A 14643-nucleotide genomic window follows, 5' to 3' on the forward strand; every position below is an offset into this window, starting at 1 on the left:
GGAAGCGCTCCCCATTGTTGACGCCGCGCCGGCGGCGGGTCCAGCTATTCGTCCATGTCCAGTCCGACGGTGCACATTGTCGACGACGACGGCCCCCTGCGGGAGGCCCTCGACAGCCTGTTCCGGTCCGTCGGACTGGAGACGCGCCTGTTCGGCAACGCCCAGGACTTCTTCCGCTCGGGACATGCGCATGACGCCGGCTGCCTTGTCTTGGACGTTCGACTCCCCGGGGTCAGCGGGCTCGACTTCCAGGCCCAGCTGAACGCGGCCGACATCCGCATGCCGGTGGTGCTGATGACCGGCCACGGCGACATCCCCATGACCGTGCGCGGCATGAAGGCCGGGGCCGTCGACTTCCTCGCAAAGCCGTTCCGCGACCAGGACATGCTCGACGCGGTGATGGCCGCCATCGACCGTGACCTCGCCCAGCGCACCGAACGCTCGGGCCTCGACGAACTGCGCCGCCGCTACGAGACCCTGACCACGCGCGAGCGCCAGGTCATGGGCCTGGTCGCCGAGGGCTTGATGAACAAGCAGATCGCCTTCGAGATCGGCCTGTCGGAGATCACCGTGAAGATCCATCGCGGCGCGGCCATGCGGAAGATGCAGGCCCGCTCGGTGGTCGAGTTCGTGCGCATGGCCGAGCAGCTGGGCGCCGCCGCGACCTGACGCCACACACCCGAGTATAGTTCCGTCCGCTCGTCGCTTGCGGCAGATAGGAAGCTCGTCGCCGTCGCTGGCCCGCGACGGGACCTGGAAGGACGAGTTGGTGTCGCAAGCCCCGTTGATCGCCGTCGTGGACGACGACGAAGCCGTCCGGACCTCGCTGGAGGCCCTGATCCGCTCGCTGGGCCATCGCGTCGCGACCTTCGATTCCGCCGCCGCCTTCCTGGCCTCGGAGATCTCGGACGGGGCCGACTGCCTGATCAGCGACGTGCAGATGCCCGGCCTTTCGGGCTTCGACATCCAGCAGGCGCTGGGCGAGCGCGGCGTGCCCACGCCCGTGATCCTGATTACCGCCTTCGACGACGACCGCGCCCGCACGCGCGGCCTCGACCTGGGCGCCACCTGCTTCCTCAAGAAGCCGTTCAGCGGCGCCAGCATCATCGGCTGCCTGGAAACCGCCCTGGCCCCGCGCGCGAAATCGCCCGACGCCTGAAGCGTCGCTCCTCCCGGCTGGGGCAGGCCCGGTTGCGTGGTCCTCGCCCTTCGACGAGCTCAGGGTGAGGACCATCTAGAGGCCCAAGCGATAGAAAAAACCTCATCCTGGGCTTGTCGAAGGACGAGGTTTTCGTCTCAGCCGGTGAATGTCGCTACGTCCTACAGCACCAGGTCCTCGGCCTCGGTCAGCGGCACGAACAACGGCAGGCCGCTGTCGACGGCTTCCGCACCGGCCCTTGTTCCGGCCAGGGGATCGTGGTCCCGCAGGCCATGGAAGTTCATGCCCGTGGCCTCCTCCAGATCCTTGATCGCGATCTGGAAGGTCCGGTAGGCGCCGAGGCGGAAGCCTTCGACGGCCTCGCTGCGGTTGCGATCCTCCAGCAGCTTGCGGATCAGGTGGCCCTGGCTGAGCAGATAGGCCGTGGCGTGCAGGCTCTCGCGGCCGTCCTCGGCCTTGATCGGCATGACCGCGACCTTCCAGAACTCCAGCGGCACGCGGACGCCGCCTTCCTCGTCGAGATACTCGTAGTCGCCGTTGAGGACGGGGCCGGTGAAGATGCAGGCCCGGAAGCCCTCGGTCCGGCTGTTGTCGAGAATGTAGTTCTCCAGCCCCTGCCACAGGGTCTTGCCCTGGTTCAGCAGCGAGTGCTGCGGCGCCGAGTTGGTGTAGTGGAAGGTGTCGAAATTGGCCTGGGTCGCATCGGCTCCCCAGTTGGGGTCCTCGCGGCGAACCATGTGCCCCCGATCGATGGCCCGGTCCGCATAGTGCTTGGCGGTATACTGCGAGGCCGGGTCGATGCGCGCATCCACGAACCACTTGTCGTCGCCGCGCTTGATGCGGACGGCCAGCTTGCCGTCGATATTGACCGCCGTGACCGCCGGCAGCTTCAGCGCTTGCGAGAACTGCACGCCGAAATGGGTGTAGCGCAGCTCATACGGGCGATCGGCCAAGGCGTCGACGGGCCTGGCTAGCCCCGCCTCGATCGACGCCTCGAGCTTGGGCCAGGGCACGGGCAGGCCCGCGCCGAGGAAGTCCGGGTCGTAGCCCCCGCGATCCTTCAGGTCCGCGGCCTTGTGGACGCCGTCGGCGGCCTCGACATGGGTTTCCTTGAACACCGCGCCGGCGACGGAGGTGCGCGAGCCGAACGCCAGGCGGCGCAGGGTGCCGGCCGAGACCGCGCTGTTGGCCACGCCGTATTCGCCGGCGAAGTGCAGGCCCACCACCGCGCGGGTTTCCAGGCTGATCAGGGCCGAGCCGGAATTGCCGCCCAGCGAGGTGCAGTCATGGCTGAGGATGATGCCGGCGGTGGCGGGGCGAGTGATCTCGCCGGGCGCGAAGCGCTTCACGTCGTAGAGGCCCCTGAAATACTGCTCCATGGCCGTGACGTCGTTGCGGGTGTCGTAGGCGGGATAGCCGACGAGGGCCACCAGATCGCCCTGCGCGGCCTCTTTCTCGGCCAGTTCCAGGCGATCGGGCCACGACCAGTCGACGCCGCTCGGCCGCGCCACCCGCAGCAGGGCGACGTCCGCCTCGGTGTCGTCGGCAAGATACTCGACGGCGGTGGCCACGGCGTTGCGGGCCTCGCCGACCTGGGCCTCGACCTCCTCGTTGAAGTCGATGCTCGCGCCATAACGGACGCCGGTGAAGGGCGAGCGGACGAAGACCGCCTTGCCATCGAGGCTGCGCTTGGCGACCAGCTTGGCCACATGGCGGTTGGTGACGACCAGGGCGTCGTCCTTGGAGCGGTCCACGACCCAGCCCGTACCGCCCCAGGCCATCTCGTGGTTGACGAACTCGATGCGCCCGACCGAGGGGATGACGGGCTCGGCCGCCTTGATCAGTCCGGTGATCGTGTTCGGAAACTCGAGCAGCAGGTCCTTCTCGATGACGACGGCGTTGTTGCGGACGACCAGCGGCGGGCGGCCCGTCAGGCGGACGATCGCCTCCAGGGCCATGGGATTGACGCCGACGCTCTCGAGCCTGCCGGGCTTGGCCTCCAGGGCGCGCGCCACGCTGTCGGCGTCGAGAACCGAGGCCCGGAGGCCCAGCTTGCGCAGGTTTTCGCCCCCGCCGTTAGCGAGGCTTTCGGCGGCCTTGCCCAGGCGCGGCAGCAGGCTCTCCAGCCTGCCCCGGCTTTCTTCCAACTTTCTGCTCATGACCTATGCGTCCCTTCGGGGTTCGATTGCCAGGATCGCCAACGCAGGCACGAAGGCGGCGGGGATCCATCGCCGCGAAAGTCTGGACGCCGCGCGCAGGGCGAACGCGTGCGACGCCTCCGTCGGCGCCCGATCGAGGTCGTCCCTCAATTGGTCGAGCCTGGCTGCACGCAGCACGCGCTCGACCCCGGCCTGGCCGCCCGCCCAGGCCGTCAACCGCTCCCGCGCGGCGTCCAGGGGCGAGGCGGCGTCGAACAGCTCCGCCAGGCGCTCTTCCGTGACGACGTCCAGGCCGGTCTCGCCCTGCCAGTAGCGCGGCGGACGGGAATAGGGCCACCGGCCGCCGGCGGCCCTGCGCCAGCGCTCGGCGCTGCGCCCGATCGCCCGCAGGTCCGGATCGCGCAGCAGCAGGCCGGCCGTCGACAGCCATTCGGCGGCCAGCCCCAACGCCGACAAGGTCGTGTCCGGAGCCACGGGGTTGTGGCGCACCCCGGCAAGCTCGGGCAGCGCCTCGACCTGCGCGTTGAGCAGGTCCAGCAGGCGTCCGTCGCGCCGGTCGCGGAGCAGCCATTCGGCGAGATCCGCGTACGGAGACAGGGTGGCCAGGGTTTGCGCGATCTTCGCTCTGGAGGAGAAGGCGGGCGACTGGGCGGTCCGCTCGGGATCGACGCCTCGACGGCGGTCCAGGGCGACCAGGAGCGTGGCCCGCAGATTGTCCTCGACCGCTCCGCCGAGCGTCCAGAGGGTCATCACCCCGGCGACGGCGTTGGCGCGTCCCCGCGGCAAGTGCTGGAAGGGTATGGCGAAGCCCAGGGCGCCGTTGGCCAGGTTGATCTTCGAGGCCGCCATCAGCCGCCCCGTCCGCTCCAGGACAGGCTCCTCAGCCTGGCTGAACCAGCGGCGCAGATCGGCGAACCTGAACTCCGCCTGCATTTCGAGGCGGACCAGGGCGGCTTCCGGCCAGATCTCGAACAGGGCCTCGTCCCACGGACGCGACCAGGCGCGCTCGTCCGCCAGGCGTCGCGCCTCGCGCCAGCGGCCCGTGCGCCAGAGCAGGACCAGCGCCGCGTCGGCGGCTTCCCCGACCGGATCGATGGCGGCGGGCTGGAAGACGTGCTCGTAGAAGGACAGCGCCTCGGCCAGGTCGCCCCGCCCGATCAGCGCGCGCAGTTCGCCGGCCGCCTCGGCCGAGACCGGGGCGGTCGAGGCGACGGCCTGATCGCGCCCCTCGTAGCTCCGCTCGCCCCGGGCCCGCAGCACCGCGTCTCGCGCCGGCGCGGGCAGGTCTTCCAGGTCGCCCGGCTCGAAGGCGAAGCTCGCCTCCAGGTTCATGGCCCGCAGCGCCTCGTCGCCCCGTTCCCATCGCGTGGCCTGCAGGCGGTGATACAGGCTCTCGGTCGCCGCCCAGGGCTCGTCCCAGCGGGCGAACCACCGGGCCGCTCGCTCGTGCAGGCCGCGAGCGCTGCGCGAACGCTCTTCGTAGAGCCAGTGCGCCAGGCGCCGCCGCAGGTCGGGATGAGGCTCCAGCCAGCCGGAGGCGACCTGCCCCCCGATCAGCCAGGTCTGTTCCTTGAGGCTGTCCCAGAGCTCGGCCGCCTCGCCCGGGCTCAGGCGCTTGGCGCCGACGACCGGGGCGATCACCTCGCCCAGCAGCCGGCTGTCGAAGCGGCGGAACAGCGGGATGAAGCGCGCGATCTTGCCGTGGCGGCCGCCCAGGCGCGATTCCAGGCTTCGATAGAGGGTGGCGGTCGCGCCCTCCTCCCGATCAAGGCCCGGCGCGCCCTCGCGGCGGGCGACCGCGCTGAGCAGGCGCAGTTGCATCGGATCGCCGTCGGCCAGCTGGATGACCTTGCCCCACAGCTCGGGCGGCGCCTTCGTCTGCGCCAGCAGGGCGGCCGCGTCGGTCTCGGTCAGGCGGTCGAGGGTCAAGGCCACGGCCACCCGGTCCTGGACCGTTCGCAAGATCTCTTCCCGGCCGGCCCCGATCACCACCAAGGGCCCGAGCCCGGCTCCACGCAGTTCATCCAGCCAATCGAAAAGCTGCCCTGGATGGGTTTCGCCCCGACCGCGCAGCACCTCCAGCGTATCCAGCACGATCACCAGCCGGCGTCCGGAGTTGCGCAGGTGAGCCGAGATGGCCTCGATCAGGGCGTAGGGCAGTCGCCGTCGACCGCCGCCCTTGAAGGCGGCCTCCTGGGTGGTGACGGCCTCCAGCCGCGCGCTACGCAGTTCGGCGGCGATCTCCGGCGCCTGGCTGGCCACCTGACGCGCGACCTCCAGGCTCAGGCCCAGGCGATCCAGCACGTCCAGGCTGGCGCGATCGAAATCCAGCCGCGCGACGACCACCTCGACACCGCGCCCGGCCACCTCGCGCAGGGCGTGCTCCAGCAGCGTCGACTTGCCGATCGCCGGCAGGCCGTTGACATAAAGCGCCCGCACCGCGCGGCCCGGATCCTCCGGCGCACAGATCCAGTCGACCAGCGTTTCGGACAGGTCGGCGCGGCCGTGGAAGCCGTCCTCCAGCAGCAGGTCCCCGCGACGCCTCTGGTCGGCCCGGCTCAAGGCGGCCTGGACGCGGGCCAGCAGGGCCGCGGCCGGAGCGAACCCGCCGCTCCATTCCAGCGCCGCCGCCAGTCTCGGCAGGTCGGGCGCCGCCTCGCCGCTTCCCGCTTCCGCCGCGCTCAGCTTCGCCTCCACCGCGACGGTCGAGAACTCGCCCTCGCCGTCCAGCGCGTCCAGCAGGTCGCTCGTCGCGGCGTCCACGCCCTGGTCGCGGCGCCAACGCTTGGCCGCGTCCAGCCGGTTCCGGTCGGCGAGCTGCTTCAGGTCCCAGCCCCGTTCGCTGGCCCGCAGCAGCCAGGCGCCCGCCTTTCCCGCGCCAGTGTCGCAGGCCGCAGCCAGGGCCGCAGACACCGTGACGGCCAGATCCAGCGGCTGGTCGGCGCCGGCCGCGCGCAGCGCATCTCCCGGCGCGAAGGGGCCCGAGAGGGCCGCGTACTGGCGGGCGAACGCGATCGCCGCCTGGGCGTCGGCCTCCATCGCCGTCAGCGACGGGGCTCCCGCGTCCAGCTTGGGGAGCGGCGGTTCCTGGCCCGGCGGAGGCGGCGGGTCGGCGACGTTCATCCGCCGGCCTCCTGCGCATCGCGCCAGTCGGCCAGGCCCTCGCGCACCCGCTTCACGACCTCGACGGTGTGGACGATGTCGAACACCCCGTTCTGCGAGGGTACGGCCGCCATCGCCGGGTTGACGATCTGCCGGACGCCGACCGCGCCGAAGTCCAACTGCAGGGCGCGCCCCGCCCGCTCGACCAGGATCTCGACCTCGCCGCGCGAAAGCTGGCCGATATATTCCACGACCAGCCCCGGCGGCCCCTCGCCGGCGCCCGCTCCCGCGTCGGCGAACTCCTCGCCCGGCGTGCTGATGGTCTCGAAGCCGGCGATCACAATCCTCAGGCGAAGCTGCTTGAGCGCCGCGCCGACGAACGCCTCGAAGGCGATCCGCTCATTTTCGGTCAGACCGGCCGCCGGGTTCTCGAAGAAGAACCACAGCAGCCGCTCGGTCCCGGTCGCCAGGATCGCCGCGTCGAGCGCCAGCGCCAGCCTCCGGGCCCGGTCGCCGGCCGCCGCCTCGGGCGTGGTGTCGCCGGCCCGGGCGCCCTCAGGCGCCGCTTCGGCCTCGAGCCTGAGCCCCGCCTCGGCGGCGCGCTGGCGGATCTGCCCCAGCAAATCCTGCTGGGGCTGGTCGAAGTAGAGGCGGATCAGGACATGACGCCCCGGGTCGCGGTCCAGCACGTTCTCCAGCAGCGCGGACGAGAAGGCCAGGCCCGCCGTGCCCGTCCTGGGGTTCATTCGGCTGACCCGCAGGCCGCGCACCCGCGTCCCGCCGCGCGAGGCCTCAGCGACCCCCTCGAAGAAGAGATCGCGGCCAATGACCAGCTGGCCGTCCAGCGTGTCGGTCAGCGACCACAGGAACCGGGGCGCGACGTCGCCTCGCACCTGCTCCATGATCGGGCCGTGGAAGCGGGTCAGCGGCACAAGCCGGCGCGCCGGCTCCCATCGCCCCTGGTGAATGCCGACCAGTTCGTAGCTGGTATTGACGCAGGCGGCCCCGGACGAGCCGCCGTCGGTGGCGCTGTCGTGCGGAACGCGCGCCTCGAAACCGGAGATCGGGGCGACCCGGCCCAGTCCCCAGCCGCTCGGCCGTCCGTCCGGGAAGTCGAGAACGAACACGTTGGCCTGCGACGGCAGCTTTGGCGCCACGTCCGGCACGCGCAGGAAATTGAGCCGCATGCCGTCGGGCCGGCTGAGCCGCAGCAGCGCCACGTCGTGCCGGTCGACGAAGGCGGCGTCGTTGGCCGGCATCTGGCTGTCGAACTCCTCCGGCGTGCAGGGCGACAGGTAGTGGCTGACCTTGCCGACGCTGCGCCGGGTCTTGTCTGCCAGCAGCACGCTGATCGGCTCGCGGATCGGGTTCTCCGCGTCGGGTCCCGCGCTGGCGATCACGTGCCAGGCGGTGAGGACCAGGCTGGGTCCGATCAGGCACCCCGACCCAGTGATGTTGTCGCCCAGCACGATCCGGCAGGCCGCGGCCTTGCCGACCGGCTCGAAAGCGCTGAAGTCGCGAATGCGCTGGTCCATGGGCGCAGCCACCTCGCGTCCGCCCAGCGCCACGCCATAGGCCTCCAGCAGTCCGCGCTTTTCCAGCTGAAGGGCAACCAGTCCCTCCAGCGACATCCCGTGCAGCTCCGCCACGGGCCTCAGCGCCTCGAACGTCACGGGGGCCTGGACGCCGGCCTGCATGGCCTTCAGGGCCTGCTCGGCGCGCACGGGATCGGCCCGAATGGCGCCTTCGATATCCGTCCTGCTGACCATGCGCCCCCCAAGCTCAAGATTGAGCTTGAATTCCGCACGACACAACTGTGAATTGCTCGCGACAACCGGTGCGCGTGACACGACCGGAAAGGATCGGCATGCCCTTCGTGACGCTTCCGCCGCCGACCGAGGAGGGCCTGGAGGCCTATCTCCCGGCCATGCCCAGGCCGCTGGTGGTGGCGGTGCTGGACAGCCAGGACGAGAAGGAAGGGCGCACCTGCGCCATCGTGACCTTCGGCTTCCGTTATATTCACCCGGCTTCGGGGGCGCAGATCGACGTGCCCGAGGGCTATGTCACCGACTTCGCCTCGATCCCCGCGGCCGCGCGGGGCGTGTTTCCGCCGTTCGGCCGGCACGCCAAGGCCGCCGTCCTGCACGACTGGCTCTATCTGATCGGCGAACCCGGGCGGCGCGCCTTCGCCGACCGCGTCTTCCTGGACGCCATGGAGGACCTGGGCGTCAGCCGCCCGCGCCGCACGATCATGTACCAGACGGTGCGACTGGGCGGCGGCGGGGCCTACGCCAAGGAGACCGCCACCTGGGCGACGGCCTTCGGCGACTGGCGAACCGGCGATCGCCGTCCCCCGCCGTTCGCAGCCGAAGCCTGCTACCAGCAGCACTGGCCCGTTCCGCCCCGCCCGGACTACCGCCCCTAGCCGCGCCGGCTGGAGACTGGAAATTATCTCGGGGAGAAAGTGGCGCGCCCGGAACGATTCGAACGTCCGACCCTCAGATTCGTAGTCTGATGCTCTATCCAGCTGAGCTACGGGCGCGCATTTCTTGGCAAGAGGACTGGCGCACCCGACACGATTCGAACGTGTGACCTTTGCCTTCGGAGGGCAACGCTCTATCCAGCTGAGCTACGGGTGCATCCGCCTTGCGGAAGCGCGGTCTTAGCCGAAAGCCGCGCTCGCGCAAAGGGTTTTGGTCAGCCTTTCGCCAGATAGACGAAGCGGATCACGAACAGCGCCGCCAGGACGACGAGCAGCCAGTCGCTCTTGCGCAGCTTGCCGGTCACGGCCTTGAGCACGGCGTAGCTGGTGATGCCGAACGCCAGGCCATTGGCGATCGAGAAGGTCAGCGGGATGGTGATCACCGTCAGGAAGGCCGGGATGGCCACGGTCGGGTCGGCCCAGTCCACTTCCGCCAGCGAGCCGATCATCAGCGCGCCCACCAAGACCAGGGCCGGGGCCGTGGCGGCGGCCGGGATGGCCTGCACCAGCGGGGCGAAGAACAGGGTGATCAGGAACAGGACCCCGACGACCACGGCGGTCAGGCCCGTGCGGCCGCCGGCGGTGACGCCCGAGGCGCTCTCGATGTAGCTGCACACGGTGCTGGTGCCGGCCGCGGCGCCGATCATGGTGGCGGCGGAGTCGGCGGTGAGGATGCGGTTGAGGCGCGGGATCGTGCCGTCGGGCTGGACGAGGCCCGCCTTCTTGGTGACGGCGACCAGGGTGCCGACATTGTCGAACAGGTCGACGAACAGGAAGACGAAGATGATCTCGAGCAGAGCGATGCCCATGCCGCCCTGCAGGTGCAGGGCCGCGCCGACGTCCATCTTGAAGAAGGTCGCCGACAGGTCCGACAGGCTGTAGGCGCCGGGCGTGAACTTCGACAGGCCCAGCAGCCAGCCGGCGATCGCGGCCAGCAGGATGCCGATCAGGATCGCGCCCTTCACCCGCCAGGCCTGCAGGGCGGCGATGAGGACGAGGCCGATCAGGGCCAGGGCGGCCGAGGGCGTGGTCAGGTCGCCCAGGGCCACGGCGGTGGCCGGGTTGGCGACGATGACGCCGGCGCTCTTGAGGCCGATGAAGGCGATGAACAGGCCCACGCCCGCGGCGACGGCCGAGAACAGCGGCCGCGGGATGGCCGCCACGATCATCTGGCGGATGCCGGCCACGGTCAGGATCAGGAAGGCCACGCCCGAGATGAACACGCAGCCGAGCGCGGTTTCCCACGGCACGCCCATGCCCTTGACCACGGTGTAGGTGAAGTAGGCGTTGAGGCCCATGCCAGGCGCGAGCGCCAGCGGATAGTTGGCGATCAGGCCCATCAGGATCGAGCCGAGGCCCGCCGCCAGGCAGGTGGCGGCGGCCACGGCGGCGATCGGCATGCCGGTCTCGCTGAGGATCGCCGGATTGACCACGACGATATAGGCCATGGTCATGAAGGTGGTGAAGCCGGCCAGCACCTCGGTGCGGACGTTGGTCCCCAGGGCCTGCAGCTTGAAGAGACGTTCGAGCATGGCTTAGCGGGCTCCAACCTTGGGCAGGGCCAGCGCGCGGCGGTCCCAGTTCTTGACGAGATCACGGGCGACGACGCCCCCGACCAGGAATTCGGCTTCGAAGGCGGCCTTGGCCCCGTCGTCGTGCAGCACGCGCGGGAAGGTCGGTTCGCCCAGCGGCGGGCGCGTGTAGTTGCTGGCGGTGCGCAGGACCAGGACCCGGCGCCGGTCGATGCGGCCGCTGTCGGCATGGGCGTCGAGCACGTCGAGGATCCCCTGGTCTTCGCAGTCGCTCATGGTGAAGGTCCCCGCGCCGTCGGTCCAGAGCTTGACCCAGTCGCGGGCCCACTGAGTGCGATGCGTGCCGTGCCAGAAGCGCACCGCGCCGAGGGCGTCGCCCTGCAGCACGAACGGCGGGCGCAAGGCCTGGGGCTCCTTGGCGTAGCCGGCGCGCAGTTTCTGCAGGTCGGGATTGTCGGGCAGCACGACGCCCTTGGTCAGGTCGTAGGCCCAGTCGACCAGGCCGCGATCCAGGGTCCAGACCATGGCGCTGGAGCCCTCGGCCTTGCCCTTCACGTTCGGGCGGTCGGCGTCGTTGGAATAGAGGCCGTAGGGCCAGTCGGCCGGGATCTCGCGGTCGTCGACCTCGTAGATCGGATCGGCGTCGACGACGTAGCGGGCCCAGGCGGCGCTGCCGACCGAAGCCGCGCCCGGATCGACGCCGGCGATGCCGCTGACGATCCAGTAGGCTTTGGAGAGGTCGAACTGGCTGGACAGGATCAGGGCCGCGACGCTTTCACGGGTGCGGCCGCGCATGTCGCTGACGATGGCCAGCACGCCGTCGTCGGAATAGCGGGCGACGTGGCGGATGCCCGGCACCTTGATCTCGCGCTTCAGAGGCCAGCCCTCGACCCAGGGCTGGAACTCGCCGGCCACGTCGCCGGTGTCGGCGCCGATCTCGAAGGTGGTGACGACCACGACCTTGATCGGGATGGGCTTGCCCGCCGCCAAGGCCGGAGCGGCCGCTCCGAATAGCGCCGCCAGAGCGACCAATGTTCTCAAGATCCAAGCCCGCATGCCTGCCCCGCTACTTCAAAAACGGCGCGAAAATCGTCGGAAGCGGCGGGGGATGCAACAGCTTCGCCGCCGGGCCTTCCTGCGTCGGCGCGCGCGGGGCTAGGGTGCGCGCGAATCGACCACGGAAAGCCCTCTCCATGCGTATCGTCCCGACCTTCGCCCTGACCTGCGCCGCCCTGCTGGCGCCCCTGGCGAGCCAGGCCGCCGAGCGCCTGGACGCCGCGCCGCGCACCGCCGTGGTCAGCGCCTTCCCGCCGGAGATGGCGGCGCTGGAGGCGGCGACCTCGGGCAAGACGGAATTCACGACCGCCGGAACGCGCTTCGTGACCGGCACTCTGGAGGGCAAGCCGGTGGTGCTCTTCCTGTCGGGCATCAGCATGGTCAACGCCGCCATGACCACCCAGGCCGCGCTGGACCGCTTCCACGTCACCCGCATCGTGTTCTCGGGCGTGGCCGGCGGCGCGGATCCGACGCTGGAGGTCGGCGACGTGGTGGCGCCCGAGACCTGGGCCCAGACCTCGGAAATGGCCTATGCCCGCGAGGTTCCGGGCGGCTTTGAGCCCACGCCGGGCCTGGTCAGCGACCTGCCCAATTTCGGCATGATGCATCCGCGCGCGGTGACGGTGACGCAGGACCCGGCCAAGCCCGAGGACCGGCTGTCCTTCACCGCCGATCCCGAACTGATCGCCCTGGCCCGCAAGTCGGTGGAGGGCCTCGCCTTGAAGCGCTGCGCGGCCGACCAGTGCCTGACCAAGCCGCCCAAGGTGGTGGTCGGCGGGGCCGGCGGCTCGGGTCCGGTGTTCGTCGACAACGCCGCCTTCCGCGACTACGCCCACAAGACCTTCGGCGCCCGCGTGCTCGACATGGAAAGCGCCGCCGTGGCCCAGGTGGCCTATGTCAACAAGACCCCGTTCATCGCCTTCCGCAGCCTGTCGGACCTGGCCGGCGGCGATCCGGCGACCAACCAGTTCCCGGTGTTCCTGCGGCTGGCGGCGGACAATTCGGCGACCGTGGTGCGGGCGTTTGTCAGGGCGTTGCCCTGACCCCCTCAGTCGGCTTCGCCGACAGCTCCCCCAAAGGGGGAGCATCTGCTCGGATAGATCCTCCCCCCTTTGGGGGAGGTGGCCCAGAGGGCCGGAGGGGGTCTTCCCCGCCCTTACGTCTTCAGCGGATCCTTGGCGTTCGGGTCGCCGTAGGTCAGCGAGACGAACACATCCTCCAGGTCGGGATCCTCGGTGGCGATGTCCTTGATCGACACGCCGGCCGCGCGCACGGCGGCCAGCACGTGCTCGACGCTCGACTGGCCGGTGCGGTAGCTGACCGAGAAGGCGCCGCCCGCGCGGCCCTTGGTGTCGAAGCCTTCCAGAGCCGGGGGCGTCGCCAGGGGGCTCTCGGGCGTCACCACCACGTTGCGGATGTCCATGCGGCCCAGCAGGGTCGGGGTCGGCTCGCACACCACCACCTCGCCGCGGTTGACGATGGCGATCTGGTCGCACAGCTCCTGGGCCTCTTCCAGGTAGTGGGTGGTCAGCACGATGGTCACGCCCAGCTCGTGCAGGCCCTTCACATATTCCCACAGCTGGCGGCGCAGCTCGACGTCGACGCCGGCGGTCGGCTCGTCGAGGATCAGCACCGGCGGCTGGTGGACCATGGCTTTGGCCACCATCAGGCGCCGCTTCATGCCGCCCGACAGCTGGCGGACATAGGCGTTGGCCTTGTCCCCCAGGCCCAGGGCGTTGAGCAGTTCGTCGGTGCGGCGCTCGCTCTTGGGCACGCCGTAATAGCCGGCCTGCACTTCCAGCGACTCGCGCGGCGTGAAGAAGACGTCGGCCGCCAGCTCCTGCGGCACCACGCCGATGGCGGCGCGGGCGTCACGCGGGCGCTCGTCGATGTCGCGGCCCCAGATCCTGACCGTGCCGCTCGACTTGCGGGTCAGGCCGGCCAGGATGTTGATGAAGGTCGACTTGCCCGCCCCGTTGGGACCCAGGAGGCCGAAGATCGAGCCGCGCGGCACCTTCAGGTCGATGCCGTTCAGCGCGCGCTTTTCGGGCGCGGTCTTGGTGGCGGGATAGGTCTTGAACAGGCCCTCGGCTTCGATCGCGTAGGCAGGCAGGTCCATGAAGCGTCCAATCGGGGGCGGAAGGCCTTGAAAACAGGGGCGTGCGCGGCTTCGTCGAATTGACGGGGCGCCGACGCGTCGCATAGGTATGCCTCGTTCGCCGCCTAGCCAAGGCCGCGCTCAGAATTCGAAGGTAGTTCCCCCATGGCCAAGGCCAAGTCCGAAGCTCCGACCGCCCCCACCGCCATGGACGTCGCCGTCAACGCCGGCCCGGCGCCGGAGATCGTCCACGTCCATTCGCACCGCATCGCCTGCGACGGCGTCGGCGGCGCGCTGGGCCATCCGCGCGTGTGGCTGGAGATGGGCGCGGCCGGCTCGGTCGACTGCCCCTATTGCGACCGCCGCTTCATCGCCGCCGAACATGCCGGCCACGACGAGGACGAGCGCCTGGCTCCCGGCGTCTACGAAGGCCCGAGCGGCCACTAGGGCCGTCTAGCCAAGATGGACGATTCCTCGCTGACCGGCCCGCGGGCCGAGACCCTCGCCAAGGCGTGGGAAGCCGCCGAGTGGCCGCACGACCCGCCGGTCCTGCGCGCCATCGCCATGCCGTCGGACACCAACCCCGAAGGCGACATCTTCGGCGGCTGGCTGCTGTCGCAGATGGACCTGGCCGCGGCCTCGATCGCCTTTCACCGGGCGGCCGGCCGCTGCGCGACCATCGCCGTCGACGGCATGGTGTTCATCAGCCCGGTGTTCGTCGGCGACGAGGTCAGCCTGTTCGCCCGCATCATCCACACCGGGCGCACCTCGCTGAAGGTCGAGGTCGAGGCCTGGCGCCGCCGCCGCGACGGCGAAAAGGCCCACAAGGTGACGCAGGGCGTGTTCACGTTCGTGGCCATCGGCGAAGACCGCAAGCCGCGTCCGCTGCCTTGATAAGATGCTCCCCCTGAAGGGGGAGCTGTCGGCGAAGCCGACTGAGGGGGAAGTGATCGCGGCGCTTCAGCAGCCGCTTCCCCCTCCGGCCCTTCGGGCCACCTCCCCCTTCAGGGGGAGGATTTCTACTCCAGCCCCTTGGCCACGCCTTCGCGGCGGCG

Annotated in this window: 12 protein-coding genes and 2 tRNA genes; 6 read left to right on the forward strand and 8 right to left on the reverse strand. The window is 70.4% G+C overall.

The window, feature by feature from the left end:
• Nucleotides 1–54 precede the first annotated feature (54 nt).
• Nucleotides 55–669: a response regulator transcription factor gene (locus tag ACODR1_RS19070; protein WP_488881863.1), complete on the forward strand. Its 615-nt coding sequence runs from the start codon at nt 55–57 to the stop codon at nt 667–669.
• A gap of 37 nt (nt 670–706) precedes the next feature.
• The gene (locus ACODR1_RS19075) at nt 707–1159 is read left to right on the forward strand and encodes a response regulator transcription factor (RefSeq protein WP_488881864.1); all 453 of its coding nucleotides are present in this window, start codon (nt 707–709) and stop codon (nt 1157–1159) included.
• A gap of 161 nt (nt 1160–1320) precedes the next feature.
• Here the strand turns inward: ACODR1_RS19075 and ACODR1_RS19080 are convergent, their stop codons facing one another.
• Genes ACODR1_RS19080 through ACODR1_RS19090 form a run of 3 tightly spaced genes read right to left on the reverse strand, consistent with a single transcriptional unit; the run spans nt 1321 to nt 8189 of the window.
• Nucleotides 1321–3318, reverse strand: coding sequence for a DNA/RNA non-specific endonuclease (locus tag ACODR1_RS19080; protein WP_488881865.1), 1998 nt, complete (start codon nt 3316–3318; stop codon nt 1321–1323).
• A gap of 3 nt (nt 3319–3321) precedes the next feature.
• Complete coding sequence (locus ACODR1_RS19085; protein WP_488881866.1) at nt 3322–6441, reverse strand: AAA family ATPase; 3120 nt, start codon at nt 6439–6441, stop codon at nt 3322–3324.
• Nucleotides 6438–8189: a trypsin-like serine peptidase gene (locus ACODR1_RS19090; RefSeq protein ID WP_488881867.1), complete on the reverse strand. Its 1752-nt coding sequence runs from the start codon at nt 8187–8189 to the stop codon at nt 6438–6440. The genes ACODR1_RS19085 and ACODR1_RS19090 overlap by 4 nt, the downstream gene beginning before the upstream one ends.
• Before the next feature lie 98 nt (nt 8190–8287).
• Between ACODR1_RS19090 and ACODR1_RS19095 the strand changes: the two genes are divergently transcribed.
• Nucleotides 8288–8845 carry a DUF1353 domain-containing protein gene (locus tag ACODR1_RS19095; protein ID WP_488881868.1) on the forward strand — a complete coding sequence of 186 codons (558 nt, stop codon included), beginning with the start codon at nt 8288–8290 and terminating at the stop codon, nt 8843–8845.
• A 40-nt stretch (nt 8846–8885) separates the two neighbouring features.
• On the opposite strand, the gene ACODR1_RS19100 is transcribed toward ACODR1_RS19095, so the two are convergent.
• The 4 genes from ACODR1_RS19100 to ACODR1_RS19115 form a co-directional block, all read right to left on the reverse strand.
• Nucleotides 8886–8962: transfer RNA gene (locus tag ACODR1_RS19100), tRNA-Arg, on the reverse strand.
• 20 nt (nt 8963–8982) lie between these two features.
• Nucleotides 8983–9059: transfer RNA gene (locus ACODR1_RS19105), tRNA-Arg, on the reverse strand.
• Between the two features lie 58 nt (nt 9060–9117).
• Complete coding sequence (locus ACODR1_RS19110; RefSeq protein WP_488881869.1) at nt 9118–10434, reverse strand: NCS2 family permease; 1317 nt, start codon at nt 10432–10434, stop codon at nt 9118–9120.
• Nucleotides 10435–10437: 3 nt separating this feature from the next.
• The gene (locus tag ACODR1_RS19115) at nt 10438–11490 is read right to left on the reverse strand and encodes a purine nucleoside permease (protein WP_488881870.1); all 1053 of its coding nucleotides are present in this window, start codon (nt 11488–11490) and stop codon (nt 10438–10440) included.
• A 137-nt stretch (nt 11491–11627) separates the two neighbouring features.
• Here ACODR1_RS19115 and ACODR1_RS19120 point away from each other — a divergent pair, with 137 nt between their 5' ends.
• Nucleotides 11628–12533, forward strand: a complete 906-nt coding sequence (locus ACODR1_RS19120) for a 5'-methylthioadenosine/S-adenosylhomocysteine nucleosidase (RefSeq protein ID WP_488881871.1) — start codon at nt 11628–11630, stop codon at nt 12531–12533.
• Nucleotides 12534–12646: 113 nt separating this feature from the next.
• Here the strand turns inward: ACODR1_RS19120 and ACODR1_RS19125 are convergent, their stop codons facing one another.
• Nucleotides 12647–13609, reverse strand: a complete 963-nt coding sequence (locus tag ACODR1_RS19125) for an ABC transporter ATP-binding protein (protein WP_488881872.1) — start codon at nt 13607–13609, stop codon at nt 12647–12649.
• Nucleotides 13610–13753: 144 nt separating this feature from the next.
• Between ACODR1_RS19125 and ACODR1_RS19130 the strand changes: the two genes are divergently transcribed.
• Together ACODR1_RS19130 and ACODR1_RS19135 are read left to right on the forward strand one after the other, a co-directional pair.
• Complete coding sequence (locus ACODR1_RS19130) at nt 13754–14035, forward strand: zinc-finger domain-containing protein (RefSeq protein ID WP_101716739.1); 282 nt, start codon at nt 13754–13756, stop codon at nt 14033–14035.
• A 15-nt stretch (nt 14036–14050) separates the two neighbouring features.
• Nucleotides 14051–14482, forward strand: a complete 432-nt coding sequence (locus ACODR1_RS19135; RefSeq protein WP_101716738.1) for an acyl-CoA thioesterase — start codon at nt 14051–14053, stop codon at nt 14480–14482.
• Nucleotides 14483–14643 lie beyond the last annotated feature (161 nt).

Source organism: Caulobacter sp. FG7 (genome assembly GCF_057808875.1).

Bases quoted from the DNA above. Each gene is read 5' to 3' on its own strand.
- ACODR1_RS19070 (WP_488881863.1), top strand. From the start codon at position 55: ATGTCCAGTCCGACGGTGCACATTGTCGACGACGACGGCCCCCTGCGG.
- ACODR1_RS19080 (WP_488881865.1), bottom strand. From the start codon at position 3,318: ATGAGCAGAAAGTTGGAAGAAAGCCGGGGCAGGCTGGAGAGCCTGCTG.
- ACODR1_RS19085 (WP_488881866.1), bottom strand. From the start codon at position 6,441: ATGAACGTCGCCGACCCGCCGCCTCCGCCGGGCCAGGAACCGCCGCTC.
- ACODR1_RS19090 (WP_488881867.1), bottom strand. From the start codon at position 8,189: ATGGTCAGCAGGACGGATATCGAAGGCGCCATTCGGGCCGATCCCGTG.
- ACODR1_RS19095 (WP_488881868.1), top strand. From the start codon at position 8,288: ATGCCCTTCGTGACGCTTCCGCCGCCGACCGAGGAGGGCCTGGAGGCC.
- ACODR1_RS19110 (WP_488881869.1), bottom strand. From the start codon at position 10,434: ATGCTCGAACGTCTCTTCAAGCTGCAGGCCCTGGGGACCAACGTCCGC.
- ACODR1_RS19115 (WP_488881870.1), bottom strand. From the start codon at position 11,490: ATGCGGGCTTGGATCTTGAGAACATTGGTCGCTCTGGCGGCGCTATTC.
- ACODR1_RS19120 (WP_488881871.1), top strand. From the start codon at position 11,628: ATGCGTATCGTCCCGACCTTCGCCCTGACCTGCGCCGCCCTGCTGGCG.
- ACODR1_RS19125 (WP_488881872.1), bottom strand. From the start codon at position 13,609: ATGGACCTGCCTGCCTACGCGATCGAAGCCGAGGGCCTGTTCAAGACC.
- ACODR1_RS19130 (WP_101716739.1), top strand. From the start codon at position 13,754: ATGGCCAAGGCCAAGTCCGAAGCTCCGACCGCCCCCACCGCCATGGAC.
- ACODR1_RS19135 (WP_101716738.1), top strand. From the start codon at position 14,051: ATGGACGATTCCTCGCTGACCGGCCCGCGGGCCGAGACCCTCGCCAAG.